This is a genomic window from Pedobacter sp. WC2501, assembly GCF_052682415.1.
On the sequence record NZ_JBQZFI010000001.1, the window covers coordinates 2,091,093 to 2,116,576 of the forward strand.

Sequence of the window (25,484 nt, forward strand, 5' to 3'; positions counted from 1 at the left end):
GATGATTACAGTTTACCGTATTTTCAATTTACATTTTGTCTTTACTTATTGAATAAATAAAGACTATCTCAGTCTATTAAAAATTAAGGTATTACCTTTTTTTACCAAAATCATCTATCTCTCTTCATTTCTCAAATTGAAAATATTTTTCTATTTTTGCAAATTAAAATAAACATTTAATGTTTCTAAAAGCTCTCAAAAACACCTTTAAAATCGGATGGTTCAAAACTAGTATCGCAAGTACGATTGGAGGTATATTTTCGTATTTTACTTTTTTGAAATCACTAGGTGCAAGTGTGCCTATATCCATAGCATTTGGCTTTTCAACAATTATCGTTATTCTTATTATTAAATTCTCTTATCACTTAGGAGAAGAGAATAAGCAGGAAGAAACAGTTGTGATATTAGAAGAGAAAACAAAAGAACTAGGGAAGGATAAAACAGAATTAACTAATTCTTTGTTTAATTTAAGGAAGCATTTTACTAAATCAATGGAAACGCTAAATGAGTGTTTTAATTCCATTAATTATTTAAGGAATATGAAGTTTGCATCTCTTATTAAAGATGATCAGGAAAATCCAATTGAGGCAGAACTTTCCGAAGAAGAGCCAGTTAATGAATTTATGGATGTTTTAGGAGAACTTTGTGATCATTTAAAACTAATTTTTGATGAAAAGACAGGAAAAATTTATTCAGTATCCGTTAAACTACCTGTTATAGTAAAACAGCAACTTAATGCTGACTCTCGTGTAATGAATGTTTGCAGAGATAGGCATTCTGCATTATCAAGAAGTAATGATGTTTACAAAAGTACGGTCCACACTATATCTGGTAACACCTGCTTTAACAATATTTTTCAAAGTGTATTGAACGGTGAAAATATTGTTCACTATATAAATAACGATATTACGAAATCGTCAGATTACAAAACAACAAGTATTAGAAGTTATGCAAATAACGTTTTACCTTACAAAAGTGAATTAGTTTTGGCAATCAAACCACAAGCAAGTGAAGATTCGGAAATACTCCGAGTGCTTGGCTTTCTTTGTATTGATTGCAATGATGTAAATGGTTTTGAGGAGGATATAGACGTGGTAATGATAAATGGAGTAGCCGAAGGTATATTTGATGTGGTAGAACACTATTCAACCTTAATAAATTCTGCAAACCATATAGTTCCACAACGGCAAAAAAAAACAGGAAAATTACCTAGAAGAACACAACTGAATAGAAAAAAATGACAAAAGAAATTAACGATACCGAAATTGGAAATGAACTCCAAATGACAGTTAAAGGAAATGTTATGGAAGTAACAGTAAAAAATCAACCGACTGTATCGGCCAGAAAAATTGTTATGCACTTATTTAGCGAAGAAACAATCAATGCTATGAGTGATTACCAGGTCAAAAAATTAACATTAAAATAAAACTAACATTGCATGCTATTTTTATGCTGCTTTTTCAGTTACTCGAAAAAGAGATTTGATAACCTGTCAGTTTAAAAGCATCTTTAACAACCCCCATCTAGGTCGATTAAAAGCTAAGCTTTAGTTGAATTTTTTTTATCTATTTATAAACTATTCTCCAAATTTGCACCTTTGCCTTATTTGGTCCGGTTTGCAAAAGCATGACCCCACTATCCGTAGAGTTCCGCAGGAGTTCTTCATCTTCGTTACCCGGCTTGGTATCCGATTTCTAATCTTGTCCTGAAGTCGGTTGGCGTTTGGCCCAATAATTTCTTAACATACCGTGTAAAGAAAGAAGTGCTGCTGAACTGCATTTCTCCGGCAATTTCGGCGATATTCAGATGCCTGTTTTGTATAGCAGAATGATCCTTTCTTTAGCGTGACCATGTATCTCCCTTCGCTAGCACAAGCGTGCCGTGGCTGTTGCACAACTCACAATTGTTGAAAACGAATACCTTTAAAAAAGGTATTATTCGGTAAATTGATGGTATGCAAGGAAGAAAAAAATATCAGGAAAAGCTGTTCATGAGTTTCCAACTTTCAGACCATGTTCCTGAGGATAATTTTTATCGCAGGCTGAAAGATATTCTGTCTTTGGATTTTATATATAAAACAACTGCGGGATATTACGGATCAGAAGGCCAAAAAAGCATAGACCCAGTTGTGTTTTTTAAATTACTGTTAATTGGCTATTTAGAAAACCAGCCAAGCGATAGATGTATAATAAACACAGCCTCTATGCGCCTTGACATACGCTATTTTATTGGCTATGATTTGGATGAAGAATTACCCTGGCACAGCACATTAAGCCGCACCCGACAGCTATATGATGAAGATGTTTTCAACGCACTTTTTAAGCAGGTGCTAAAGCAATGTATCGAAAAGGGAATGCTTTCCGGTAAGAGACAGGCAATTGATAGTGTTTTAGTAAGGGCAAATGCTTCTATGGATAGCATTAAAGAAAAAGAGATTATTGATGATATGGCTTTATTCACTCAAGAGCTTAAAGACAACAATACAGAATCAAAGCCTATAGCTAAAGAATCCGCTTATAGAAAATATAGCAATAAGTGCCGTTCAAGCTCAACGGATCCAGATTCGAGAATGGCTACCAAACCAGGTAAGCCAACTAAGCTTAATTATCTTGGACAACTCAGTGTAGACACCTCAAGCTATGTCATTACCCATATCGAAGCTTTCCATGCGGATAAAAAAGATAGCCAATGCTTAGATGCCGTATTAGAAAAAGCCTCAAATAATTTATCAGAAAACCATCTTTGCATTGAAGAAGTTGTTGCCGACACAAACTATAGCAGTTCAGAAGCTTTAAAGGCATTAGAAAAGAGAAATATAAAAGGTTATATACCCAATACAGGAACTTACAAGCCAGAAAGAGAACACTTTACCTTTGATCCTGAAAATGACCAGTATGTGTGCAAGGAAGGGAAAGCGATAAAATTTAAAGGTTACAGAAATCATCACGGCATAACGAAAGTTTATTTAAGTAAATCCTCAGACTGTAAATACTGTCCATTCAAGAGTGATTGCCTGGGAAAATCTAAACAGAAAATGATCACTAACTCACTCTCAAAACCTTTGTTTGATCAGATGCACCAACGGATGCAAAGTCCCCTGGGCAAACAGATGATGACTATAAGAAAAAGTACCGTCGAACCTATAATCGGAACCTTGGTCGAGTATCTGGGTATGAAAAAGATTTATACTAAAGGCATAAAACTGGCCAATAAATGTATGTTACTGGCAGGAATGTGTTACAATCTTAAAAAATTATTAAAACATACTTTTAAAGAAATTATTCACAAAATAAATCAGGCTGAAAACTCAACAATATCTATCAGATTAGTATTCAGAATCCTTTTAGTTACAAATTAGGAATAAACAACCTCGAGGCAAGACTTAAGGTATTCTCTTCGGATAAAAAATATATATCCGAAGTAGAGAAAAACTGTTTAAATATATAAGTTGTGCAACAGCCACGTGCCGCGTGTGCAAATAATCTACCCCTTAAAAAAAAGCCCATCTTTCGGTGAGCTTTTACTTCGCGCCATGGAAATATATAGGAAAACTATTCAAAAAAAGATAAAAAATCGGTTCATAGCTAACGATGTTTTTTAAACAAAGGTTGTATAGCAAATATCCAGGCAATATCAATTGCCTGGATTGCGGTTTACTTAATCATTATGATCAGACCCTTGAGCAACGTCCTCATTCTTAATATTAAAATTCCCTCTTATCATTTTTGACACTATGCCCGGCTCACCGCCAATATCAGCAAGAAGAACACCACCGATATGCAGAACGATGAAGGAAAGCATATAATAAAGCGATTTTACATGGATGGCCTCCATAATTTCCTTTATTTCCTTCGGGCCGTTTACCACCATAAAACCGGTGAAGAGTGAGGTAGCAAAAAGAACATAAAAAATAATGTAGAGCCATGACTTGAACTTATCTTTAGGAGAGGTTTGTTTTGAAAAAGGGTTTTTGAAAGCAATTCCCTGAATAAAAGTAATGCCCATCCGAATCAAATATAAACCTATCAGAACATACCCGGTAATGACATGATAGCTCCACATCGGCCTGCGGATTTCTTTCCCGATTGCAGCGGCATCAGCTTGTGAAAGCTGAATTCCTTTTTTCTGGAGCGCTTCCCTCAAAATCTCTCCCATAGCATCCTTATTCATCCATCCAAGCCTTAAAAAAACAGTTAAAAGCAGGAACATGATGGCAAAGGCAATGGCCCAGTGGATCACACGGCTGGCCAGATTAAATCTTTTTTCTCTCATAACAATTTATAAATCATAAGGTTCAACATGAATGAGCGCATCTTTGATGTGCAACTCTGACGCCAGAAGCTCATCTTTAACCTGATGGGCGACCGAATGGGCGTGGAACACATTGATATTGCCATCCACCTCGATATGCATATCTACATAATAGTCAAGGCCCATTTTTCTTACAAAACACTTCTCCACTCTTTTCACTTCTACATGCAGAGAGGCAATATGGCTGATTGCCGAAACGAGTTCATCAGCAGGCGCCTTATCCATAATTTCCTCGAAGGCAGGGCGGATGATCTTAAAAGCGTTATAGATGATAAAAAGGCAGGCGATCAGTGCTGCCCAGTCATCAAGGCCTTCATAACCTTTTCCTAAGAAAATGGCTAAAGAAATTCCTATGAATGCAGCAATTGAAGTAATCGCATCACTCCTATGGTGGTAAGCATCGGCAATTACCGCTTGGCTGCCTAATCTCTTGCCAATTGAATAGACATAGCGAAAGAGGAACTCTTTTATTAAAACAACAATTCCAAGTACAATAAGGGTATATTTTTTGGGAATATCATGTGGCGTGCGAATGAATTCAACCGAATGGTAGGCGATCCAACCTGCAGCTGCAAGCAGAAAAAATCCGATAAGGATGGCTGCCACGGGTTCAGCCTTACCATGTCCGTACGGATGTCCCTTATCAGGTGGCCGCTGTGCATATTTAAGTGCAATCCAGAGCAGCCCTGAACTGATTACATCTGCTCCAGACTCGGTGGCATCGGCAATAAGTGCATAAGAATGGCCCAGGTGGCCAGAGATCCCTTTGAAAAAAATCAGCACAATACTGATGATAATGCCCAATTGGGTGGTGCGGATAGCTTCCGCAGATGAGCTTCTTTTTAAAGGCTCCATAGAAATTTAAGATAAATTACAAAACAGAAATACACCCAGGTGCATAGCTGAGCTTAGTACCAAATTGATGAACGATTAACTGAATAGCGTGGCTTCAGGTTTTGGTGGCCTGAAAAGTTTAATCGATGAGGCAAAAGCGAGTTCATCATCATATGGAAAACCTGATACAGGATGTACACTTATTGCGGCCAAAGGCAGATTTGCTTTCACCGGATGCTGGAAAAGCGTTTGATGGGAGCCATGAATAATCTTTTTGAAAGGTAGTTTGAGGTCCTTATCGGCATCATTATCCCTTATGTCTTTTCCAAGGTAGTGCATGGAAATAAAGTCTGCAAAGCTAATCTTATGGTTCAGGGCACGGTGTTCGAGGAAATGGATCGCGATATATGGCGCCTTTAGTAATTCCATCGTTCCGGGATTACTAAAAGAATAAAGAAAGACCATCAGGTATATCCAAACATTTCTCACCGGGCAAAAATAACCATTTTTATCCGGAGATAACATACCCAAAAAATCGATCGGGTAATTGCGCGCAAATAAAAAACAGCCGGAGCCCTTGAGTTTACCTGGTAAATGCTCTGCCACTTAAAAAGCGAAGCGTTCAAATGTTGATAAAAAAATCCTCCTCTTCGTTACCCGGCTTGGTATCCGATTTCTAATCTTGTCCTAAAGTCGGTTGGCGTTTGGCTCAATAATTTCTTAACGTACCGTGTAAAGAAAGAAGTGCTGCTGAACTGCATTTCTTCGGCAATTTCGGCTATATTCAGATGCCTGTTTTGTAATAGCAGAATGATCCTTTCTTTAGCGTGACTATGTATCCAATCGGAAGCGGTGCGATCCGAGTGGATTTTACAAAGATGGTTTAGGTATTTTGGAGTAATGTTTAATTCATTGGCGTAAAACTGTACTTCCCTTTTGGTGAGGCAATGCTGTTGCAGCAAGTTGATAAACTGTTCATATAGCGTTCCGGTTTGCAAACTGTGGCGGCGACGTTCATATTCGTTTGCAAAGCTATGCCACATCTCTAAAATAAATAGACGCATCTGTAATTTAAGGGCTTCCTCATAAAAGCGGTGATCAGTCTCTTGAAAACGGAGCAGTAGCCAATTGAAATTGTTTAATATTTTTTCTTTTTCAGCCTCAGTATTAATGTCTTTAACAGGGTGTACCCTGGAATGAAGCTGGGCATTGATGCTCCAACCCTGATCAGGAACGTTATCTATCAGGAAATTTTTTTCTACCAGTAAAACCGTTGCCTTAAAATCTCCCGATACTTCTATTAAATCCCATCTGCTATCGGCAAACCAGAATAAAAACTGACCAGAATTACAGGCCATAGATTGGTCATTGAAAATGAAATCCAGCCTCCCGCCATGACAATACAGGTGGACATGGTACTTTTTTAGCAGGCTTTCAGTCGCATCATCAATATTGCAAAGCGATAAGAATAATACTCTTGGAACAGGGGTTTCACTCATCTATTAAAATTTCATGTTAAATTAAGTAATATTTGACATTTTTGGCGTCATTAGTATCATAAATCAGAACTAAATTGGTCGGAAATTTGGTGTTGTAAAAACATGGAAAATTTAGATAATTCAATCTTTGATGATTTAAAAAATGGCGAAATGATAACCCCGGCTCATCCCCAAAGAGCCGAACTCAGGAAATCATCATACGCAACTATTCAACTGGTACAGCAGATGAATAGTAGTGCCGATCCCTTTACCATTAATGAAATTTTAAGTAAAATAATCGGGAAAAAGATAGACGAGACGGTAGCCGTTTTTCCACCGTTGTACATTAATAATGGCAAACAATTAAGTATCGGAAAGAACGTTTTCATCAACTTCGACTGTACTTTCCTTACTTTAGGCGGAATCGTTATTGAAGATAATGTACTCATCGGCCCAAAGGTAAGTTTGCTTTCCGAAGGTCATCCATTGGCACCTACAGAAAGAGGTGCACTAGTGCCTGGTAAAATCCATATTAAAAAAAATGCCTGGATAGGTGCCAATGCAATCATTTTGCCGGGAGTAACCATTGGTGAAAATGCTGTGATTGCCGCAGGTGCAGTGGTATCTAAAAATGTTGAAGATAATACGGTTGTAGGTGGGGTGCCTGCGAAGTTTATAAAACAAATCGATGCAGTTGATGATGAAAAAAATGATCATAATGGGCTTGATCACCTCCTTTAGTACGCTCCAGATGAAAGCACAAACAAAACTTGAAAAAACAGAAAACAAGATGAATATAGACATTCCAAAAATAAGCGATTTCCCAACGGGAGAAGAAAACACAGGCTTTGCCAAATATTTTACAGGCAAATCTTATCTGGCTCCATTAACCAGCAATAAAGATCTTAATGTTCCATTAGCAAATGTAACCTTCGAACCTGGCAGTAGAAATAATTGGCACAGCCATACCGGCGGTCAGTTGCTAATCGTAATTGGTGGCGAGGGCCTGTACCAGGAGCGGGGGAAATCAGTGAGACATTTAAAGGCTGGTGACCTAGTGGAAATTGCACCAAATATAGAACATTGGCATGGCGCCACAGCCAACAGCTGGTTTTCACATCTTGCCACCAACGGCAGTCCTGCTTCAAACGAAAACAAATGGCTGGAGGCTGTTACCGACGCAGATTATAAAAAGGCTAACGATCAAATCTTTAAATAATGAAAGTTATCAGCTGGAAAGTTGGATTGCTATTGGTGCTATTCAACATCATCATTCCTAAAACGAAAGCACAAGAAATGGCAATATTAACTAAACAGGAAAAAAGCCTTGCTGGTATTTCTGCTACAACGGCAACCGGCAAGTTAGACTTACTTAAAATTCAATTAATTGAGGGATTGGACAACGGACTAACGGTTAATGAAATTAAGGAAACACTTACGCAATTGTATGCATACTGTGGTTTTCCAAGAAGTTTAAATGCCATCAATACGTTTTCTGCCGTTTTAGCCGATCGCAAGGCCAAAAATATTATTGATCCTGAAGGTGAAAAGAATATCCAAAATACCGTAGAGGATAAATATGAACAGGGTCGCAAAACTTTGGAACAACTAACCAAAACACCACAAGCCAGGCCCGCGCCAGGTTTTGGCGAATTTGCCCCGCGTATCGATGCTTTTTTAAAAGAACATTTATTTGCTGATATTTTTGCAAGTAAAGTGCTCGATTTTCGCAAGAGAGAATTGGTTACCATTTCTGCACTTGCTGCTATGGAGGGTGTAGAAAGTCAGTTAAAATCCCATATCAGTATGGGCAGAAACACGGGAATTACAGATGCGGAACTGAAAGAACTAAGTATTATTATCCGGAAAACAGTGAGTACGACCCAGGCGAACACCTTATTAAAGAGTATAGATCAACCTATGCTTGCCGTAATCAGCCCCGGTATGATGATCCGTATTTCTGAAATAGAAATAGTTCCTGAACATTTGGAAGCGTATAAGGCCATCTTAAAGGAAGAAGCAACTGCATCTATAGCTAAAGAGCAGGGCGTGATTGCTATTTTTCCAATGCTGCAAAAACAACATCCTTCGCAAGTCAGGATTGTAGAGATTTATGCAGATAAAGCCGCCTACGAACAGCACTTGCAGACACCTCATTTTAAAGAATATAAAACTTCCACATTAAAAATGGTGAAAGAATTAAAATTAATAGATATGGAGCGCCTGGATCAGGAAACCATGAAATCGATATTCCGGAAGTTGGAATAAGTCTGTATTACAAAAATAAGATAACAAACCAATATCAAAGGTAAAAGCCAGCGTGATAAATAAATTGCGTCAGTGCATCTCAATTTTGATTTCTGTTTTGTGGGCAAGTATCCTAACTTAAACATATTCGTTTAATCAAACGCTTATCGTTGCTTTAAAGACTGTTGTAAACTCCCTCTAAACAAAAAAAAGCCCATAGTTCGATGAGCTTTTAATGAGTAGCCCTTACTGGACAAATTTCGAATTTTTTCTTTTCTGATTTGCAGGAATTGGTGAAAGTTGCGAATTATTTCAAAGAGTGTTGCTGGACAAATATCTAACTGCTTTAATGCGGTTTCTAATTTGACTACGTTTTACAAACTTTAAATATTTGCAGCATCATTCTTGAATAGAGATTTATGATTTCAATATTTCGGTGAAATCGAATCAATTGACTTTGGTTTAATGCGGTAAAACCTTTCGAATGGGAAAATACTTGGCTGCTAGCGTAGTTTTATTTCAAAAATTGTATTTTAGCTAAAAAAATATGTATGTCTGACGCTCAAACACAAACTAAACAATCAAAACTAGTTAGCCAATTTTCAAAGTGGTGCGTAGAACGACCACTTCTAGGAGTTCTTTTAAGTCTTGCACTTATTATGCTCGGCCTATACATTCATGACCAGCCAACAGATGGAGAGTCTTCCACGGGCTTACTGATGAGGGTGCACTGGTCAACTGTTTTTTATCACTTTTTCGTGATATTGGGAGAAGCTATCTTTGTAATGCTTGTTCTACATGTATTTATCGAAAAGGCAAATGCCGATGCACACATGGAACACAGTCAAGTTGCCGTTAAAAACATGGAAGTGCTAAGTGCCGCGCATATAAAAGAGTTAATGAAAACATTCAAAGATGAGGGAAATAAAACAATTGAAACACTAAAACATAATTTGTTTGCCGCAATACTTGAAGATAAAATGCCAGCAGAGGTTGTACAGGTAGTTTTAGAGAATGAGTTTTTTAATACAAATGTTCTAAGAAGAAACCTTAAAATTGAATTTCTCTTCCAATCGGAAAAAGAAAAAGAAATTATTATAACCCAGCGCATCACTTTTGATATGCAGTATATTTCTGGAAAGGACGATACAATTGAATATTTTATGCCACTTTCGCTTAGTGATACCCCAGTGGCTGAATATGCTTTTGTTGAAGCTAATTATAAAAGCCTTTCCGGCCCTCCAGAGGGGGAATACATCAAGCTAACTAAGGATGAGAATTTTAGGGTAAGGGAATATGGAAAAAATAATGAAAAAGATACCTTTGAACTGATAGAGCCAATAGTTTTAGCTAAAGGAGAAACTGTAAATGTAGAACAAGTAATCGAGGCAACTTATAATCTTGACGATAAGGGGATGTTCGACAGCTATTATGTGAATAACCATACTATAGACATAATAGTTGCTTTTGATTTGCCAAAGGATTATGAAGTTGGAATCTATCCAACTTTTCCCGAAAAATTATTGCCGCCAGTCAGAACATCTGCGAATAGAAGGACTTATGACAAAATACGGTTTTTAGTTCCTGGTCAGGGATTTGGATTTTCAATAAAAAAACAATAATTTTATACCAATGTTATAATAATATCTATTTATATTAGATAACATCTAAAAATTGAGATCATGCCAGTAGGAAGTTAGACAGTTATAGCGGGTCGTATCCCGTGAGTAAGCAGGAGGTACCATGTATCTCCTACTTATTTTAAATATATTTTAGTTCGCTTTCGATTTTTTCAAAAAAGGTAATACCGAATTTCTCATTTCAAAACTATATCTGCATCTTGTAAAAGGACTTTCAGGTTTGAGTTGCATTTATAATATATATCAGAGAAAATAGGCTAGTTGATCCTCCACGCACATGAAATAAGTACGCTTTAAAATTTACTTTTAATGTATTAGTAGTTCTGTAATAATATTTACAAATGAAATAGGCCGCCTTTTTCCTACTTCTTTGATTAATAATATTAGCATGATCAATAAGGTAAGATAAAGTCAATCGACTGTTTGCTGGTAATTGAAACCGTTTGATAACCAATAGCTTTATCTACAAAAAAAAAATCATCTGAAGTGAAGTCTTTAGATAGAGAAACTAGAGTTAATTAATCGCCTCTCACATAACCTGCAGCTTAAGTGCTGTAATCATTCAAGTTAAAAATGCAGCGACAAATAGCCGGTTTTTTAATTGCTAGTTTAGTCTTGGTATTAATCGACCTTTACATATACTCTGCAATAAAATCGTTTAGTTTCACCTATAAAAAGCAATTCAAAACTCTATTTTGGTTTTTTTCGGCATTAATTATCCTTGATGTTTTCTGTAATGTGTTCCTTGAACTTAAGGAAGGGGTCAGGACTGTGCTGACTGTAGCCATTTTGCTTAGCACGGTTTCTAAAGTCTTTTTTATCCTGTTTGTTTTAATCGATGATCTGAGAAGAACAGGCCTAAGACTATATAACTGGTTATTCAATCAGCAAATAAAAAAAAGGAGTTCTGAACATCTGGAAAAAAAACAGCCATTACAAGGTCGGCGTTTTTGACTAAAGCCGGAATATTGGCAGCCTCCGTCCCCTTGGCCGCTTTAAGCAAAGGCATGGTTTCAGGGGCATACGACTATCAGGTTAAATTTCAAAAACTATGTTTAAATAATCTGCCAAAAGCATTTGTTGGATTAAAAATTGCACAGATCTCGGATATCCACTCGGGCAGTTTCTTCTATAAAAATGCGGTCAAAGGAGGGATTGAAATGCTGTTAAGGGAAAAACCTGACTGCGTTTTTTTTACCGGCGACCTGGTCAATGATTTTGCGAATGCAATGAGGGATTATCAGGACCTTTTCTCCAGGATAAAGGCGCCATTGGGTGTTTTTTCAATTCTTGGAAACCATGACTATGGAGATTATCATTTTGGCCCCACAAACTCGCTGAGAAAGGCCCGGAATCTAGCGGACATCAAAAAAACACACGGAAATATGGGCTGGGATCTACTGCTTAACGAAAACCGGATCTTGAAAATAAATAATGAGCAACTGGCTATTATAGGGGTAGAAAATTGGGGTGTGGGTGGATTCACAAGGTATGGCCAAATGGATTTAGCAGTAGAAAATACAGATGACTGCCCTATTAAGTTACTCCTGTCCCATGATCCCTCTCACTGGAGAGCTGAAGTTATTCCAAAATATCCCCAGATCGACGCCATGTTTAGCGGACATACCCATGGGATGCAATTGGGGGTGAGGACCGACGATTTCCAATGGAGTCCCATTCAATACCGTTATAATGAGTGGGCAGGCCTCTACAAACAAGATGCCCAACAACTTTACGTCAATGTTGGATATGGCTTTTTAGGGTATCCAGGCCGAATTGGGATTTTGCCGGAAATAACCATATTCGAGCTGGCGTCTGTATAGTTTCCTGTAGATAGCATTACTTGCCAAAGCTTTTGCGAGCGAGAGATCTTGTTGGAGATCGATCTGGGTTACTTGTCCTCCTAACGATGGCTCGTCAGTTTTTAGGGGCACCGCGAGGATATGGTCGCCTCTGTGTTTGATTAAATGGCTTTTGGCATTTTCATCCCGTAATTCCTGTAATTTTTCATCAGAGAAGGGGAAAAGTTCAATTGGTATTCTAATACCTTCATAAGAGATTGGAGCAGCGTTTAATATAAATGACATAAAAAATAATTAGTCAGCAATTTAGTAAATAACGGGAAGAAATCTATAATAATTGCTATCGAAATCCTATAAACCCATATCACTACCAAATGGCTATAGCTAATTCTAGGTCAATACGAGCAAGCAATGAATTTCAGATAATATTAAATATGACTATATTGGGTGAAATCAAATAGTATTGTTATAAAAAAGCTAAGGGTGCTAAAAAGTAATCTAAAAGTACCCAAACGATAAACATGCTCGAAACCCGCCTCTCAATTTCCGATATATCAAGGGTCATCCCGACAACAGGAAGCTTACCCGTAGTAGTCATGGCAGATGACATTAATGACTACGTCTGTAAGTATGATTTTGGCTCCAAGCTCATCAACGAATACCTAGGGCATCAATTTCTGGGCTTATGGGAAATCGACTGTTTTGATGCCGCATTCGTCAATATCAAAAGAGAACACATACCAGCAAATATATTGACAGGAAGGATTAGTGGTCATTTGTTTGATAAACCCTGCTTTGGGCTTAAATATGAAAATGATGCATTAGGTGTGAATGACATCCTGATTGGTCTTCACGGAAAACGACATGAAATCCATAAACTGGAAAACCGTTTTGATCTGATAAATATAGCGTTATTCGACCTGTGGCTAGCAAACGATGATCGGAATCATAACAACGCCAACCTGCTGATTCTGGATAAGAATATCGTTCCAATAGACCACTCCAATCTCTTTGATGGAGACGGACTCGGCCGCAATCTTTCTCAGCTCACTTGGGAAGATAGCATCCTTTACTCAGATGTTGCAAAAGTGCTGCTCAACAGCAAGCCCAAACGTGAGCAGAGACATGCAGAATTAATAGAACAATTTCCTATCTTTGTAACCCGCTGCAGACAGGCATTACCAGGGCTAATTGAAGCGATACCCGAACGATGGTGCAACGATAAAGAAACGCTTCGAGAAAACATACTATCCAGTGTAATGGACAACCAAGCTTGGTTGTCTCAAACAATTTTTACATTTTCCGAACTAATTCATAACTTTAATCGTTAAGAAATCAATGAAAACCTTTTATTCCATACTATACAGCACAATTCGACCTAACCTTGATGAAAAGGTAAGTATTGGACTTTTTATGGGAGATGGAGAACGTTGCATATTCCAATATTCGGCAGAAAAACTCCTGATAATTAAAGACCTTTTCAGTAACTCAGCTTATCAAAATATCAGGACAAGCCTCAAGTCGCTATCCAACCTAGCCGAGGAATGCTCAAATGATCACTTGAAATCCCATAGAAGCTTTAGGATTATGGAAGTGGACTATTTTGATTACCTATCAAGATATGCCCAGAACCTGGTTACATACAGCCCACCTAAGAGCATCGATATACAGCTCACAAAGGATAACTTTGAAAAACTTTTTGAGAAATTTGTCTACGACCTGCCAAGAGAAATTGTCCATAAGCTAAAGCCAATAGAAACCGCACGCCGAATGCTGACAAAATCTATTGCCTCCCACGTCAACTTTGATGTAGAACTAAACGGCTCGGATATTCCAGGTCTAGTTGTGCCCGCAAAACTATGGTTCATAGGTAAGAACGAGGTACAGGTGACCGGGGAAAGCAAAGACTTTAACGGAGTGCCTCATTTTATACAACAACAAGTCAACGCCCATTTATACCTCATTGATAAGATTAAGGAAACCCCTAGCGGCAAGAATGGCCACTTCTTCTTCATCGCAGATGAACCCGATAAGAATCTTCATGAAAATCACAAATTATGGAAAGCGGTAAGAGCTTCCAGGTTACTAGACATTGTACCTACAAAAGAAATCGACAAAGTGGAAGAGTATATGGTTCGACATGGAGTTGAACCATTATTCCCATCGGAATTTCAGAACGAATAAAAGTCAACCAATTTTCGCTTATCTTGATCAAAAAACGATACCCACGATCCGTAGCGTTCCGCAGGAGTTTTACGGATGAGTCGATAAAAAGGAGTCTCCGACTCGGCTTAGACAATGAAATGGCTTTTCTGACCTCTAATTTTCTGTATTTTCATTAAGTTGAGACTTTGATTGCGTTATAGCTCGTTTATGATCAGGACTTTGTTTATTTTCTTTATCTTAGATATCTAAAAACGCTAAATCTAGTTTTAAATCCTTTACTAATTGAAATTGCTTTTGATAGCCTTTCGAACTTTGCCTTATACCACCAGAAAGATTTTCTTCGTGTTCTAATTTTCTTTTTATATTAAATTCTTCCAGCATTTACGGAGGATCTTTTGGTAGAAAAATCGAACCTTTTATTGACAGATTTGAAACTATTAAATGATCTTTCGATAATTTAAATCTACTTACATCTGAAATAATGAATCTTTGTTTACTTCTTGCAGATGATTCCTTAATCGGACTGAAAAATTATCAACTGAAGACAAAACTGTAATCATAGAAAAGGAATTATAAATAATAAAACCTGCTGCTAATATTTGCCAAAGAAGGTTAAAGCACTTATTGAACTTTTTTGCTTCGACCAAAATTTGTACTTTGGCTAAACTGAAGTATATCAAATCCTGCCTTTCGGTAATACACAAACTCTTAGTGGTAATTTTACATACCAAAACGCAAATGAAAATAAACATCAAAAAAATATTTTTATTCTCAATAATCTTAATTGTGATTGTAATTCTCCCAGACATTAATATGTACCGTGAGAGATATAAATTACGTTCTCAAAAACTGACTGAAATTTATAAAAATCAAACAGAATTAGATAATTTAAAAGATGATTATTACGAAGTCCTTAAAATTAAGGAAAACTCTACCGAACCAATTCTTCAGGTAAATGACAGCACTACAGTAATATTCACAAAAAACAGTGAAGATTCAGAAAAGGGAGGGGTGGATTATGAAAATATATGGTACAAAATTAATCTGAAAGGACAAATTACCGATTCCCTAATATATAGTTGTAATAGCTTAAATAATGAACATAATTACAATACTTTTAACGACTACATTATAGACACAAAGCAAAACACCTACAGCAATTGGATTAAAAATAATGATACCAAGCATTATGCTTTTAAAAATATAAATGAAAATAAAATATTAACAAAAGAAGAAGCAGACAAAATAACAAGTGATGGAAAAATAATGCAAATCGATTACATCTATTTGGGAGATAATGGAATTGATTCAAAAAATAAAGTAATTATCTTTAAAAATAATGTTTGGAATTATTTTTATACTGAAAAAAACTGGCACAAATCTGCTAATTATACAACTAACGAATCTCAAGCTCAATCTTATTATCCCATAGACAAAGAACCAGATAGAGCTCCTACAGCGGGAGGTGAAGAAAAAAGCAAACAGATTTTTTTTGACATTAATAATCCCAAAAGTATAATTTATAGAGAATATATATTTAAGGAAAAATGGAATGAAAACTCTTTTTGGTATGATATTATTAACTGGCATTGGGGTAGCGGAAATACTTCAAATTCAGGCGGATGGACTGGAAGTAGTTATTTTTCGATAAAAATGCCTAAAACAACTTTACATTATAAACAAGTTGTCTATATAGATTCTCCTGATGAATCTTTGCGGGATATTGCTTCTTATTCTGTATTTAAGCCAAAAAATGGGGAATATATTTTACTTGATTCTTATTTAATAAGACCTAAACAGTAAAAAACTACCGCCAGCACACAACAAAGAACTATAATCAGTGGCCTCGCTGATTTCTCATTCAAAATCCATTCTTTTTTTCCAGTCATATTTATTTTTATTGGCGGTATTTCGTTCTGCCACAGCACTAAGCATACTATCCATTATCTTTTTATCTATCCATTTGCCATTCAAGAATACACCAGCTATTTTTCTTATGTTTCGTATATCCTTTAGTGGATTAGCATCCAGTAATACAAGATCGGCATATTTTCCAACTTCTACAGTTCCGATCTTGTCTTCAATTCCCAGCCATGTTGCAGGTAATCGTGTGGCCGATACCAATGCTTCTTCCGGACTAAGACCGGCTTTCACAAGGAGTTCAATTTCGTCGTGAAGCGAGAATCCCCAAACGACGCCAGGATTCCCGGCATCTGTGCCTGCGACAATAGGTACTCCAGCTTCCTTAAATGCTTTAACTAAACGCATGTTAAATTTAACCATTTTCTCAAAATAGCGAATGCGTCCAGTCGTACTTTCCTGGTTGTAAGAATTTGAATATAACCATCTGTTTTGTATGAGCGGATGCACATATTTAAGACTGGAAAGATTACGAACACCTTCAAGCGAACGCGACTGGCTGAGAATCCACTCCATTGTAGTTAAAGTCGGTGTAAACCAGGTTCCATTTGCTTTAGTGATCTTCGCATAATATTGTGCGTCCTGATCAGTGAAATCCTCGCTTTGTTTAGCATATTCTTCCGCATGAGCAACCATAGCGAAATTAGGCACAAAGGCGTCATCTATGTGGCCCTTAAATACATCCGGAATATGACCAACAACCTTCATTCCCAGCTTGCTGGCTTCATCAACGATCGCTTTATACGTTTCTACGTTCAGGTGAGAGTATACTTTTACAAATTCGTACCCCTGGGCTTTGGCCATACGTACTGTCTGTCGACCGTCAGCGGCTGTATTGGCCTTATTACCAGAACCCTCTCCTCCATCTATCAGAATTGCCAGCGCCATGCGGGGGCCGTACAGGTTTCCTTTTAAGATTTCATTTCTCTGTCCAAAATGCTCAACCCTTGCATTTAACTCAAAAGCTGTCGTAACACCGTTTACGACATATAATAACATAAAATCCTGTGTGTCTGTAAAAATTGTGGCTCCTTTGGTTGGATAACTTGAGCTTAGATTGATGTCGGCCAAATTGTGGACATGCATATCAATTAGTCCCGGAATTAGCCATTTACCTTTTCCGTTAATGATCTTAGCCTTACGTGGAACTGGCTGGTTAATGGAAAAGATCTTCTTATTTTTAATGATCACCGTAGCATTACTAACGATCTTACTTTCCATTGTCATCGGAATAATGTTGACATTTTTGATGACATATATTTCTTCCTTCTCAATATTTTCCTTTGGTGATATATGTCCAAAGGATCGATCTAAAACAGTGCATTGGCAGAATATCAGGCTAATAGAAAATATTAAAGATAGATGGGATATCGTTCTTTTACTCATTGTTGACATAAAGATAATAAAATTCTACATTCCTGAGTTGTTAATCAGTTTGTGGTGTTAAAAATCTAGATTAGAGATAGTTGATTACATGTAAACCTTCGTAAATTGCTACTGTAAGTCAGAAAAGCACATTTTGCCTCATAATATGGTGGTTAGGCTAGAAGACTCATAATCTTTGAGCGAGCATTGTTGATTTGAGTTATGATGAGAATTGTTTCCAGAGTTTGCTTTCGTAATAACAATCTTTTACTGCGACAGTTTGTTATCTCCTCTCCCTATCATTATCTTAGTAAAATGAATTACTATCTTAAATCTGTTATTTGGATTCTGATACTTATAGGTTTAGCGCTTGTAGGTATCACCAAGCTGTGGGAATTTTGGTAACCAAATCTTCGTTTTTTGTGAGATAAATGTTAATATTTATTGAAATTAACTATGCGTAAAATTGTAAATACTCTTATCTGCCTCCAATCCAAATTGTTCCCTGTGGAAATGCATTAAAGGTTCTTTCAATACCATTTCTGTTAGCGTAAATGTACGGTGAGGTTTTTTAAGTTTTTTAGCAAGCCACTTTTTCGTTTCAATGTAATCCTTTAGGTTACGATAGTCTTCTGGCTCACCTAAGTGATCATCTTCTAAAGTCATTTCATGTTCAAAAGATTTCCATTGGTATTGCTTTATTCTTTCTTCTAATTCACCATAACTTTTAAATCCAAATGCCTTTGGAAGATTCGATTGGTGAAAGTATTATCATAAAAGTGCAGCTTCTCATCCATCCTAGCGATGGCTATAACATACCATAAATCTTTTTCTTCGATTTACCAGGATTTTCCCAAGGTTGATAAGGACATCATCAGGCTTCAGTTCTGAGATTGGTTTAAAAGTGATGCTTTGTGAATTTGTTTTTGATATGGTAGGTGATAATAAGGATCTGGTTTTTAAATGATATCTTCTTTGGCCGTCTCCCTTGCAAAGGGATTTCGCTATCCGCTGTATCTTCAGGCCTGAGGGTGAAGGATGCCGCTGCTATCGCTGACGGGTTGCCCTTTCGCGCCTTTAGATATCCAGCCAGCGGAGTCTTGAGTTCGTTATTTTCTGTGCTTTGATCATTTCTCTGTTTTGCTGTATAATATGGTTGTTTTGCTGGATATGGAGCTGCTGATTTCTCAACTGATTATGTTTGTGCAGTTCGTCTTCGTAGAGGTTGATGGCTTCTTTAAGTGTGTCCGCCCGTTTATTTACAATGTAGTTCCCAATGGTATCAACAGCGTGGATCGTTCTGTATCTTTCAGGCAGGATGGTAAAGCTGTCGAGCTCGTCGGCAATGGTATTCATTTTTGCGGATAACTTTCTCAGTTCAGGCAAGATCTGTTTTGAGAGCCGCTTGCGTTTGAAGTAATCCAGCACGTTACCCACGCCGAACCTAAAGAATAAGTAGGTAATCGGTGCCATGTATAGAATTACGCCAATAGGAGCAGCCGGGGTAGAACCCTCGGAAGAAAGGATTAACGCCAGTAGAACAGCGGCAGCCAATCCAATGATATTGAACAGCTTTCTTCTATTGTAATGCTGGGCATTAAATTGAAGATGCCAGATTCTGGAATCTAAATCTGCATATTCGGTAATGAATGTTCTTGACCGTTTTAAGTTGTTATAGATTTCTTGAATTTCCATAGTAGATCAGCTTGTTTATTTTGCGGTTATTTATTTCATCTGTTCTTTCAGTTATTCTTTGTCGTCTTACGAATTGGTATTCTTCTGTATCAATCCATTGGCTTAAATTTAAGAATTTTCTTTATAAATGAAGTTCATTTGGCTCTTTGCACTTTTGATAGGGGGTAATGGTATAGTTAATTGAACGGTCATACAAAAAGCGTTCAGTTATGCTAGACAGTCTAATCGCATAATAAAGTCCCGCTCTCTTTTTCAGTCTTTTCTCTGTTGATAAAATAGGATCTCACTCCTTGTTATCGCATTTTTTTTGGGAGGAAAGAAGTGAGGAACGTTGATAAGGAGATCACTTGCAAATATTTTTTAGATTTGTATCGAGAGCGTTAATAAGCGGGGGTAAAGTCGGAATGACTTTTCCTCCGCTCCTTTTTATTAGCGGGATCTGCTTCTCAATTAGAACAGACATAAAAAAAATCTGCGTTTTAATTTAATATTTACCAGATGTCCTTTAACCGGTAACTTGTACTTCGTCCACCACTTTCCTCCTGTTCGAGCACACCTTTTTTTACCAGATCCTGTATGTCCCTTAGTGCAGTATCTGTAGATGTTTTGGTCATTGTCGCCCATTTGGAAACATTTAGTTTCCCGAAAAAATTGTCAAGCAGGACCTGCAGCATTTTTTGCTGACGCAGGTTGAATTCCTGTCCGCTATGGTTTTCCCAAAACCTTGCTCGTTCTAAAATCCTGGATATGGTTTGCTCTGTTTCCTCCATCGAATGATAAAGACAGTCAAGGAACCATTCCAGCCAGGGTGTTATATCTAGCTCACCCCGCTGAGTGGATTCTAAGATCTCATAATAGCCTTTCCTTTCTTTGAATATTTGGGCCGACATAGAATAAAATCTTTGCCTGCTTTTATCTGCACGAGCCAGTTGCATATCGGCAATAGCTCTCGCGATACGCCCATTTCCATCATCAAAAGGGTGAATGGTTACAAACCAGAGATGCGCTATCGCTGCCTTAATCACCGGGTCCAGTTTCTGCTGATCATTCAGCCAGTGTAAAAAGCCGTCCATCTCTACTTGAACTTTTTCTGCTGCAGGGGCTGTAAAATGTACCGTTTCCCGTCCCATTGCACCCGAGACAACTTCCATCGGGCCGTCTCTCCAATCGGCCACCTTTATTTTATACATTCCGCTGCGTCCGGTTGGAAACAGTGCCGCATGCCATCCTAAAATTCTGTCCTGACTGAGGGGCTCGTCGTATCTTTGGGTAGCGTCAAGCATCATTTCAACCACGCCTTCCACATCCCGCTCGGTGGTTACAGTACCCGCAACCTCTATACCTAAACGCCTGGCAATAGAAGACCTAACCTGTTCCTCGCTGAGCAGTTTGCCTTCAATTTCACTAGATTTCACAACATCTAAGGTCAATGCCTGAAGCATTGCTTCCTCCTGGATCTTGAAACCAAACGCCTGCATCTGACCTAAGATTTTGCCTTGCCGATGCCTGACTTCGCCTAATTTTGCGAAGAGTTTCTCCCGATCCCAGTTAAAATCTGGCCACTTTTCTCGCTGATGAATAAACATAATTACCGCATATTTGCGGTGAATATAAGTTTTAATTACCGCATATTAAAATTTTATCTATTTCTTGCGGTGAATAATTGTGCTAATCGCCTTATTTTTGCGGTGATTAAAGTTTCATTTACCGCACAGAATAAATTTAATTTATGGCGTTTGAGAAACGCGAGTTATGACAATATTTACCATTCCTGTAGACTTCTCAGATCATGCATTGGTATATTCGATATCCAACACTGGCGAGTTATTTGATAAGAACTATAATCCATACAAAAGCAGTTTCAAACAGAATTTTCAAAGAGTACAAAGTCAATCAGAGAATTATTTTCATTAAAGATGTAAAGGATAAGCATCTTAAAGTCAATGATAGTGAGGGTATTGGTATTAGTCGGGATTTCGCTAAAAGTGTGCACCAGATTTCATTCCAAGCTGTGCACCCGGCTTTTTACCATCCGGTCTTGATGGAATCGTAAAGACTGAGCCAAATATATCCAATCTTCCCAGATTCCTTCCCTTCATTTTCCAATCTATCTTTCCTGCATTTGTTCTGTCAATCCTCCACAGAAGATGGTTTTGCAAGAAAAACGGCCTTCCAGGACACGATTTACAGAAAATCAACCCACTTTTAAAAACACATCAGAATAAAAAATATTTTTTTTAAGGCTATTAGAACATCTCCATTTCAGTTTCTCACGACGAAACAATCATTGAGTTCAACCCCGCTTTTCAGAAGCTTAAAGCCGCTTAAAATGAGCCGATTGGCCACTTTCAAGCGAAATCTAGTGAACAATATAGGCCGAAAAAGATGGCCACGATGGATAAAAACCAGTGGCCACTTTTAGCGGAACTCCCAGCTCTAATACGTGTTTGAAGCGAATGGAAGGTTTTCACCCAGGTTCTCCGGGAAAAGTAACCAGATCCGATCCAGTAACTGCGATCAAAGATAGAATCTAGATCAATAAATCAAAAAAGTGCGTCAGTATATGCGTCAGCAGATGAAGTATTGAATCGGTTTTTTCTTGCTGAATTAGGCTAAAGTGAGTATATTAGTTTAATCAAATGCTTGTAGTCATTACTGCATAAACACCTGCCTAATCACCCTTTAAACAAAAAAAGCCCATCTTTCGATGAGCTTTTAATGAGTAGCGGGGAGCAGGATCGAACTGCCGACCTCAGGGTTATGAATCCTGCGCTCTAACCATCTGAGCTACCCCGCCGGGCTTAATATTTACTAAATAATGTAAATATCGATGTGGTTATTTTTAAGAGTTGCAAATATAGAATAAATATACATTCTATTAAAAAGAAAAGTGAAAAATACTTTAAAGTGCTATTGCTCAGTAAATTTGATTGCTTTTGGTAGGCTCTTGTTACCATTTTACCCTTGAGAGCGATGTTCTTTAGGAATAAATAACGCAACGAATTGCCGTAAATCGGCAGGCATGTGCCAAAATTAAATTCATTCCTGGTCTTAACATGTTATTTAGTCTATCGGTTACGGTCAATGTCATTAAGTTAAGCATACGGCACAAGAAAATAATTTAACCACAGATAGGAAGGATGCACACAGATTTGAAAATCCATGTTTATCTATACTCATCTGTGGTTAACAACCCTTAACTTAATGACATTGCGGTTACGATAGGTGTGGGGCGTATTTCAGCAGGCCATTTGCGCTGATAAATTAATGCGTTCAATAAGATTGGTTACCCCCTGGTGCTACCAGCTCCTCACCAAAGTAACCCTTACTATAGCTGATGTTCGGCAATCCTTTACCCTTTAGGTAATAAATGAGGTAACGCCAGGGTAAAGAATAGGTAAGCAAAGGGTAACGCTGGGGTTAACCTGGTATAGAGAAAAGGTAAACAAAAGGTACAGGATGGGTAAAGGAATTTGGTGTGTCCTATACTGAAGCCAATTAATCAGTCCGGAGTCTTATTCGAAGTTACTTAACAGATTTCAACAATTACCGGCCTTTCTTAACCATATAAGACATATAAGGTTCATATAAGTTCAATCGAAAACTTAAATAGACTAATATTCCTTATATAGTGAAAGACCTGTATGCCAGTTTTTTATAGCAGATTTAGTGATATTCTTTATCACCCAGCTCGGCGACTTTTTGCCTTCTATCGGTGTGCTTCGTGGTTAAATAACCATATAAGACATATAAGTTCAATCGAAAACCTAAATGGACTAAATTCCTTATATGGTGAAAGGACTTTATGCCCGCTTTTTATAACAGATTTAGTGGTATTCTTTATCCCACCAACTCTGCGGCCTTTGTGCCTTCTCTCGGTGCGCTTTGTGGTTAAGAATATGGAGAATATAAGATAGATGATGGAGCTTTTAGTCAGAAGCCAGTTAACCGATGAAATCAGGCCGGAGTCCAGAGTCGGTAGTTTTGAGTTGATTAACCGGTTTAAACAATTCACCTCAATAATCGGTAAACCAATGGCAAATGAACCACTAAACCTGCACCATGAACCAATAAAAATTATATTGTTGCAGATATAGAATAAATTACCTTTCTTTAGAAAAATAATATTAAAAAATAGTCCGGAAATTATCCTGGTAGTGTACTAAAAATGGCAGAAAAGAAAAAATTTACACTAGAGTACGAAGTTAGATCGTCACCACGCATATTGTATAGTTTTATAAGTGAGCCAAACGGCTTATCGCAATGGTTTGCGGATGATGTAAATTTTCGTGATCAGGTATATACTTTTACCTGGGATGATGAACAGTTAAAAGCCAAACTGGTTTCCATTAAAGAAAATAAACTGGTTAAATTTAAGTGGCTGGATGATGAACCTCAATGTTATTTTGAGATGGAAATTGTACAGGACGAACTAACCAACGACGTTGCCCTCTCGATCACCGATTTTACTACTGATGAGCTTCTTGCAGAGAAAAAATTAATCTGGGATAACCAGATCGATTATCTGATTAGCGTTTTGGGTGCGTAATATTATCTCCGTATTGTTTACCTTTGTAAGGTGAAAAAAATACATCTTCTATTAATAAAAGCATTTGTGAAGCCATTCATAGCAACATTTTTTGTTATGATGTTTATTCTATTGATGTTTTTTCTGTTTAAATGGATTGATGATTTAATTGGAAAAGGTTTCGAATGGTACACCATTCTGGAGCTAATGTATTATGCTTCGGCCGCCAACGTATCCATGGCGCTGCCTCTATCGGTATTACTTTCTTCTATCATGACTTTTGGTACACTGGGCGAAAATTATGAGCTTGTTGCCATTAAATCGGCAGGTATTTCTTTGCAGAAAGCCATGCGCCCCTTATTTGTGGTTATTTTAATGCTCACGGTAGCCTCTTTCTTTTTTGCCAACTACATGCTGCCTAAAGCCAACCTCAAATTTGGCTCGTTGCTATATGATATCAGGAATAAAAAACTTTCATTTTTAATTAAACCAGGGGTTTTTAATAATGCCATTCCGGGTTATGCCATCCGTGTTGATTCGAAGGAGGAAGACGGTACGCTACACAATATCATGATTTACGATCACCGTGAAAATAACGGTATTCCGAAATTAATTCTGGCAAGAGAGGGGAAAATGAATAAAACCGCCGATGGTAAGTTTTTGGTGCTTAACCTTAAAAATGGTGTACAGTACGAGGAGCAGTCTTCCAAAAACGGCATGTACAACCCCCGGCAGATTTTTACACGGAACCGTTTTAAAGAAACCTCACCGCGTTTCGATATGTCATCTTTTGATGGCAATACCACCGACCCTAATGCTTTCGGAAACAGTACGCCCATGTTAAACCTGAAAGGGATTGTAAGAAAACGCGATTCGTTGACGAAGCAACTGGATACAATGAAAATGCGTACTATTGCTAACCTCAGCAGTAACTTTAAGCAGTTTAATGTGGCCAGAGGTTATACGAAGATAAAAGCCGCGCCGAAAGAGATTGATGATGTAATATTGAAAAGCATTCCTAACGGATCGCGGAAACTGGCCCTTGATAATGCAAGCAGTACGGTTGCAAATATTATGCAGCACGTACCCAACTGGGGGCCACGCCAAACCGATTTAACCGGCGAAATTATTTTTGCCACAATAGAATACCAACGTAAATTTACCCTGGCTGCATCTTGCATCCTGTTGTTTTTTATTGGTGCGCCATTGGGCGCCATTATTCGAAAAGGAGGCATGGGTTTACCTGTGGTGGTGGCCATTTGTTTTTTCCTGGTGTATCACATCATTACCACGGTGGCCGAAAAATCGGCACGCGAAGGTAATTTAAACCCTATACTGGGGATGTGGATTGCCGTAATTGTTTTATCGCCGCTGGCTGCTTTTCTAACCTATAAAGCTACAGTAGATTCGGCCCTATTTGATGTAAATTACTACAAGCAGCTCTTTCTTAAATTGTTTAAAAAGAGGAAAAAATAGGCCTTTTTTCCTTTACTTACAG

Annotated in this window: 24 protein-coding genes and 1 tRNA gene; 13 read left to right on the forward strand and 12 right to left on the reverse strand. The window is 37.7% G+C overall.

Annotated features, from left to right (window positions below):
• Positions 1–179 precede the first annotated feature (179 nt).
• Positions 180–1,241, forward strand: a complete 1,062-nt coding sequence (locus ACUN24_RS09140) for a hypothetical protein (RefSeq protein ID WP_445562212.1) — start codon at positions 180–182, stop codon at positions 1,239–1,241.
• Positions 1,238–1,426 carry a hypothetical protein gene (locus ACUN24_RS09145; RefSeq protein ID WP_445562213.1) on the forward strand — a complete coding sequence of 63 codons (189 nt, stop codon included), beginning with the start codon at positions 1,238–1,240 and terminating at the stop codon, positions 1,424–1,426. Before ACUN24_RS09140 ends, ACUN24_RS09145 begins: the two co-directional genes overlap by 4 nt.
• Before the next feature lie 245 nt (positions 1,427–1,671).
• On the opposite strand, the gene ACUN24_RS09150 is transcribed toward ACUN24_RS09145, so the two are convergent.
• Positions 1,672–1,779 carry a hypothetical protein gene (locus ACUN24_RS09150; protein ID WP_445562214.1) on the reverse strand — a complete coding sequence of 36 codons (108 nt, stop codon included), beginning with the start codon at positions 1,777–1,779 and terminating at the stop codon, positions 1,672–1,674.
• A 175-nt stretch (positions 1,780–1,954) separates the two neighbouring features.
• On the opposite strand from ACUN24_RS09150, the gene ACUN24_RS09155 reads away from it, so the two are divergent.
• Positions 1,955–3,358 carry a transposase gene (locus ACUN24_RS09155; protein WP_445562215.1) on the forward strand — a complete coding sequence of 468 codons (1,404 nt, stop codon included), beginning with the start codon at positions 1,955–1,957 and terminating at the stop codon, positions 3,356–3,358.
• Positions 3,359–3,657: 299 nt separating this feature from the next.
• Here the strand turns inward: ACUN24_RS09155 and ACUN24_RS09160 are convergent, their stop codons facing one another.
• The 4 genes from ACUN24_RS09160 to ACUN24_RS09175 form a co-directional block, all read right to left on the reverse strand.
• On the reverse strand, positions 3,658–4,272 hold the full coding sequence (locus tag ACUN24_RS09160; RefSeq protein WP_445562216.1) for a cytochrome b/b6 domain-containing protein: 615 nt from the start codon (positions 4,270–4,272) through the stop codon (positions 3,658–3,660).
• Positions 4,273–4,278: 6 nt separating this feature from the next.
• Positions 4,279–5,166 carry a cation diffusion facilitator family transporter gene (locus ACUN24_RS09165; protein WP_445562217.1) on the reverse strand — a complete coding sequence of 296 codons (888 nt, stop codon included), beginning with the start codon at positions 5,164–5,166 and terminating at the stop codon, positions 4,279–4,281.
• A 75-nt stretch (positions 5,167–5,241) separates the two neighbouring features.
• Entirely contained in the window at positions 5,242–5,751 is a 510-nt protein-coding gene (locus ACUN24_RS09170; protein ID WP_445562218.1) for a hypothetical protein, read from the reverse strand.
• 47 nt (positions 5,752–5,798) lie between these two features.
• Positions 5,799–6,644 (reverse strand): helix-turn-helix domain-containing protein, encoded by an 846-nt coding sequence (locus tag ACUN24_RS09175; protein WP_445562219.1) that lies wholly within the window; start codon positions 6,642–6,644, stop codon positions 5,799–5,801.
• Positions 6,645–6,746: 102 nt separating this feature from the next.
• On the opposite strand from ACUN24_RS09175, the gene ACUN24_RS09180 reads away from it, so the two are divergent.
• From ACUN24_RS09180 to ACUN24_RS09200, 5 genes are all read left to right on the forward strand, one after another.
• Positions 6,747–7,364, forward strand: coding sequence for a DapH/DapD/GlmU-related protein (locus ACUN24_RS09180; RefSeq protein WP_445562220.1), 618 nt, complete (start codon positions 6,747–6,749; stop codon positions 7,362–7,364).
• A gap of 10 nt (positions 7,365–7,374) precedes the next feature.
• Positions 7,375–7,842 (forward strand): cupin domain-containing protein, encoded by a 468-nt coding sequence (locus tag ACUN24_RS09185; RefSeq protein WP_445562221.1) that lies wholly within the window; start codon positions 7,375–7,377, stop codon positions 7,840–7,842.
• Positions 7,842–8,891, forward strand: a complete 1,050-nt coding sequence (locus ACUN24_RS09190; protein ID WP_445562222.1) for a carboxymuconolactone decarboxylase family protein — start codon at positions 7,842–7,844, stop codon at positions 8,889–8,891. The genes ACUN24_RS09185 and ACUN24_RS09190 overlap by 1 nt, the downstream gene beginning before the upstream one ends.
• A 530-nt stretch (positions 8,892–9,421) precedes the next feature.
• Entirely contained in the window at positions 9,422–10,492 is a 1,071-nt protein-coding gene (locus ACUN24_RS09195) for a hypothetical protein (protein WP_445562223.1), read from the forward strand.
• Positions 10,493–11,478: 986 nt separating this feature from the next.
• Positions 11,479–12,333, forward strand: a complete 855-nt coding sequence (locus ACUN24_RS09200; RefSeq protein WP_445562224.1) for a metallophosphoesterase — start codon at positions 11,479–11,481, stop codon at positions 12,331–12,333.
• Here the strand turns inward: ACUN24_RS09200 and ACUN24_RS09205 are convergent.
• Positions 12,268–12,597: a hypothetical protein gene (locus ACUN24_RS09205; RefSeq protein WP_445562225.1), complete on the reverse strand. Its 330-nt coding sequence runs from the start codon at positions 12,595–12,597 to the stop codon at positions 12,268–12,270. The genes ACUN24_RS09200 and ACUN24_RS09205 overlap by 66 nt on opposite strands.
• Positions 12,598–12,833: 236 nt before the next feature.
• Here ACUN24_RS09205 and ACUN24_RS09210 point away from each other — a divergent pair, with 236 nt between their 5' ends.
• Entirely contained in the window at positions 12,834–13,643 is an 810-nt protein-coding gene (locus ACUN24_RS09210) for a HipA family kinase (RefSeq protein ID WP_445562226.1), read from the forward strand.
• A gap of 7 nt (positions 13,644–13,650) precedes the next feature.
• A complete protein-coding gene (locus tag ACUN24_RS09215) occupies positions 13,651–14,496 on the forward strand; it encodes a hypothetical protein (protein WP_445562227.1) in 846 nt (281 codons plus the stop codon).
• A gap of 219 nt (positions 14,497–14,715) precedes the next feature.
• Here the strand turns inward: ACUN24_RS09215 and ACUN24_RS09220 are convergent, their stop codons facing one another.
• On the reverse strand, positions 14,716–14,859 hold the full coding sequence (locus tag ACUN24_RS09220) for a hypothetical protein (protein ID WP_445562228.1): 144 nt from the start codon (positions 14,857–14,859) through the stop codon (positions 14,716–14,718).
• 357 nt (positions 14,860–15,216) lie between these two features.
• Here ACUN24_RS09220 and ACUN24_RS09225 point away from each other — a divergent pair, with 357 nt between their 5' ends.
• Complete coding sequence (locus ACUN24_RS09225) at positions 15,217–16,281, forward strand: hypothetical protein (RefSeq protein ID WP_445562229.1); 1,065 nt, start codon at positions 15,217–15,219, stop codon at positions 16,279–16,281.
• Between the two features lie 54 nt (positions 16,282–16,335).
• Here ACUN24_RS09225 and ACUN24_RS09230 read toward each other — a convergent pair whose 3' ends face one another.
• The 5 genes from ACUN24_RS09230 to ACUN24_RS09250 form a co-directional block, all read right to left on the reverse strand.
• Positions 16,336–17,619, reverse strand: a complete 1,284-nt coding sequence (locus ACUN24_RS09230; protein WP_445562230.1) for an amidohydrolase family protein — start codon at positions 17,617–17,619, stop codon at positions 16,336–16,338.
• A 594-nt stretch (positions 17,620–18,213) separates the two neighbouring features.
• Positions 18,214–18,429 carry a hypothetical protein gene (locus tag ACUN24_RS09235; RefSeq protein WP_445562231.1) on the reverse strand — a complete coding sequence of 72 codons (216 nt, stop codon included), beginning with the start codon at positions 18,427–18,429 and terminating at the stop codon, positions 18,214–18,216.
• 411 nt (positions 18,430–18,840) lie between these two features.
• Positions 18,841–19,458 (reverse strand): hypothetical protein, encoded by a 618-nt coding sequence (locus ACUN24_RS09240; protein WP_445562232.1) that lies wholly within the window; start codon positions 19,456–19,458, stop codon positions 18,841–18,843.
• Between the two features lie 491 nt (positions 19,459–19,949).
• On the reverse strand, positions 19,950–21,044 hold the full coding sequence (locus tag ACUN24_RS09245) for a Fic family protein (protein WP_445562233.1): 1,095 nt from the start codon (positions 21,042–21,044) through the stop codon (positions 19,950–19,952).
• Positions 21,045–22,181: 1,137 nt separating this feature from the next.
• A tRNA-Met gene (locus tag ACUN24_RS09250) sits at positions 22,182–22,255 on the reverse strand.
• A gap of 1,371 nt (positions 22,256–23,626) precedes the next feature.
• Between ACUN24_RS09250 and ACUN24_RS09255 the strand changes: the two genes are divergently transcribed.
• On the forward strand, positions 23,627–24,007 hold the full coding sequence (locus tag ACUN24_RS09255; protein WP_055911440.1) for an START-like domain-containing protein: 381 nt from the start codon (positions 23,627–23,629) through the stop codon (positions 24,005–24,007).
• A gap of 30 nt (positions 24,008–24,037) precedes the next feature.
• Positions 24,038–25,462 (forward strand): LptF/LptG family permease, encoded by a 1,425-nt coding sequence (locus tag ACUN24_RS09260; RefSeq protein ID WP_445562234.1) that lies wholly within the window; start codon positions 24,038–24,040, stop codon positions 25,460–25,462.
• Positions 25,463–25,484: the final 22 nt, after the last annotated feature.

Coding starts and splice junctions, on each gene's coding strand:
- ACUN24_RS09165 (WP_445562217.1), bottom strand. CDS start 5,166: ATGGAGCCTTTAAAAAGAAGCTCATCTGCGGAAGCTATCCGCACCACC.
- ACUN24_RS09245 (WP_445562233.1), bottom strand. CDS start 21,044: ATGTTTATTCATCAGCGAGAAAAGTGGCCAGATTTTAACTGGGATCGG.
- ACUN24_RS09145 (WP_445562213.1), top strand. CDS start 1,238: ATGACAAAAGAAATTAACGATACCGAAATTGGAAATGAACTCCAAATG.
- ACUN24_RS09220 (WP_445562228.1), bottom strand. CDS start 14,859: ATGCTGGAAGAATTTAATATAAAAAGAAAATTAGAACACGAAGAAAAT.
- ACUN24_RS09185 (WP_445562221.1), top strand. CDS start 7,375: ATGAAAGCACAAACAAAACTTGAAAAAACAGAAAACAAGATGAATATA.
- ACUN24_RS09160 (WP_445562216.1), bottom strand. CDS start 4,272: ATGAGAGAAAAAAGATTTAATCTGGCCAGCCGTGTGATCCACTGGGCC.
- ACUN24_RS09175 (WP_445562219.1), bottom strand. CDS start 6,644: ATGAGTGAAACCCCTGTTCCAAGAGTATTATTCTTATCGCTTTGCAAT.
- ACUN24_RS09180 (WP_445562220.1), top strand. CDS start 6,747: ATGGAAAATTTAGATAATTCAATCTTTGATGATTTAAAAAATGGCGAA.
- ACUN24_RS09215 (WP_445562227.1), top strand. CDS start 13,651: ATGAAAACCTTTTATTCCATACTATACAGCACAATTCGACCTAACCTT.
- ACUN24_RS09155 (WP_445562215.1), top strand. CDS start 1,955: ATGCAAGGAAGAAAAAAATATCAGGAAAAGCTGTTCATGAGTTTCCAA.
- ACUN24_RS09195 (WP_445562223.1), top strand. CDS start 9,422: ATGTCTGACGCTCAAACACAAACTAAACAATCAAAACTAGTTAGCCAA.
- ACUN24_RS09210 (WP_445562226.1), top strand. CDS start 12,834: ATGCTCGAAACCCGCCTCTCAATTTCCGATATATCAAGGGTCATCCCG.
- ACUN24_RS09150 (WP_445562214.1), bottom strand. CDS start 1,779: ATGCAGTTCAGCAGCACTTCTTTCTTTACACGGTATGTTAAGAAATTA.
- ACUN24_RS09255 (WP_055911440.1), top strand. CDS start 23,627: ATGGCAGAAAAGAAAAAATTTACACTAGAGTACGAAGTTAGATCGTCA.
- ACUN24_RS09190 (WP_445562222.1), top strand. CDS start 7,842: ATGAAAGTTATCAGCTGGAAAGTTGGATTGCTATTGGTGCTATTCAAC.
- ACUN24_RS09230 (WP_445562230.1), bottom strand. CDS start 17,619: ATGGAAAGTAAGATCGTTAGTAATGCTACGGTGATCATTAAAAATAAG.
- ACUN24_RS09240 (WP_445562232.1), bottom strand. CDS start 19,458: ATGGAAATTCAAGAAATCTATAACAACTTAAAACGGTCAAGAACATTC.
- ACUN24_RS09235 (WP_445562231.1), bottom strand. CDS start 18,429: ATGACTTTAGAAGATGATCACTTAGGTGAGCCAGAAGACTATCGTAAC.
- ACUN24_RS09140 (WP_445562212.1), top strand. CDS start 180: ATGTTTCTAAAAGCTCTCAAAAACACCTTTAAAATCGGATGGTTCAAA.
- ACUN24_RS09205 (WP_445562225.1), bottom strand. CDS start 12,597: ATGTCATTTATATTAAACGCTGCTCCAATCTCTTATGAAGGTATTAGA.
- ACUN24_RS09225 (WP_445562229.1), top strand. CDS start 15,217: ATGAAAATAAACATCAAAAAAATATTTTTATTCTCAATAATCTTAATT.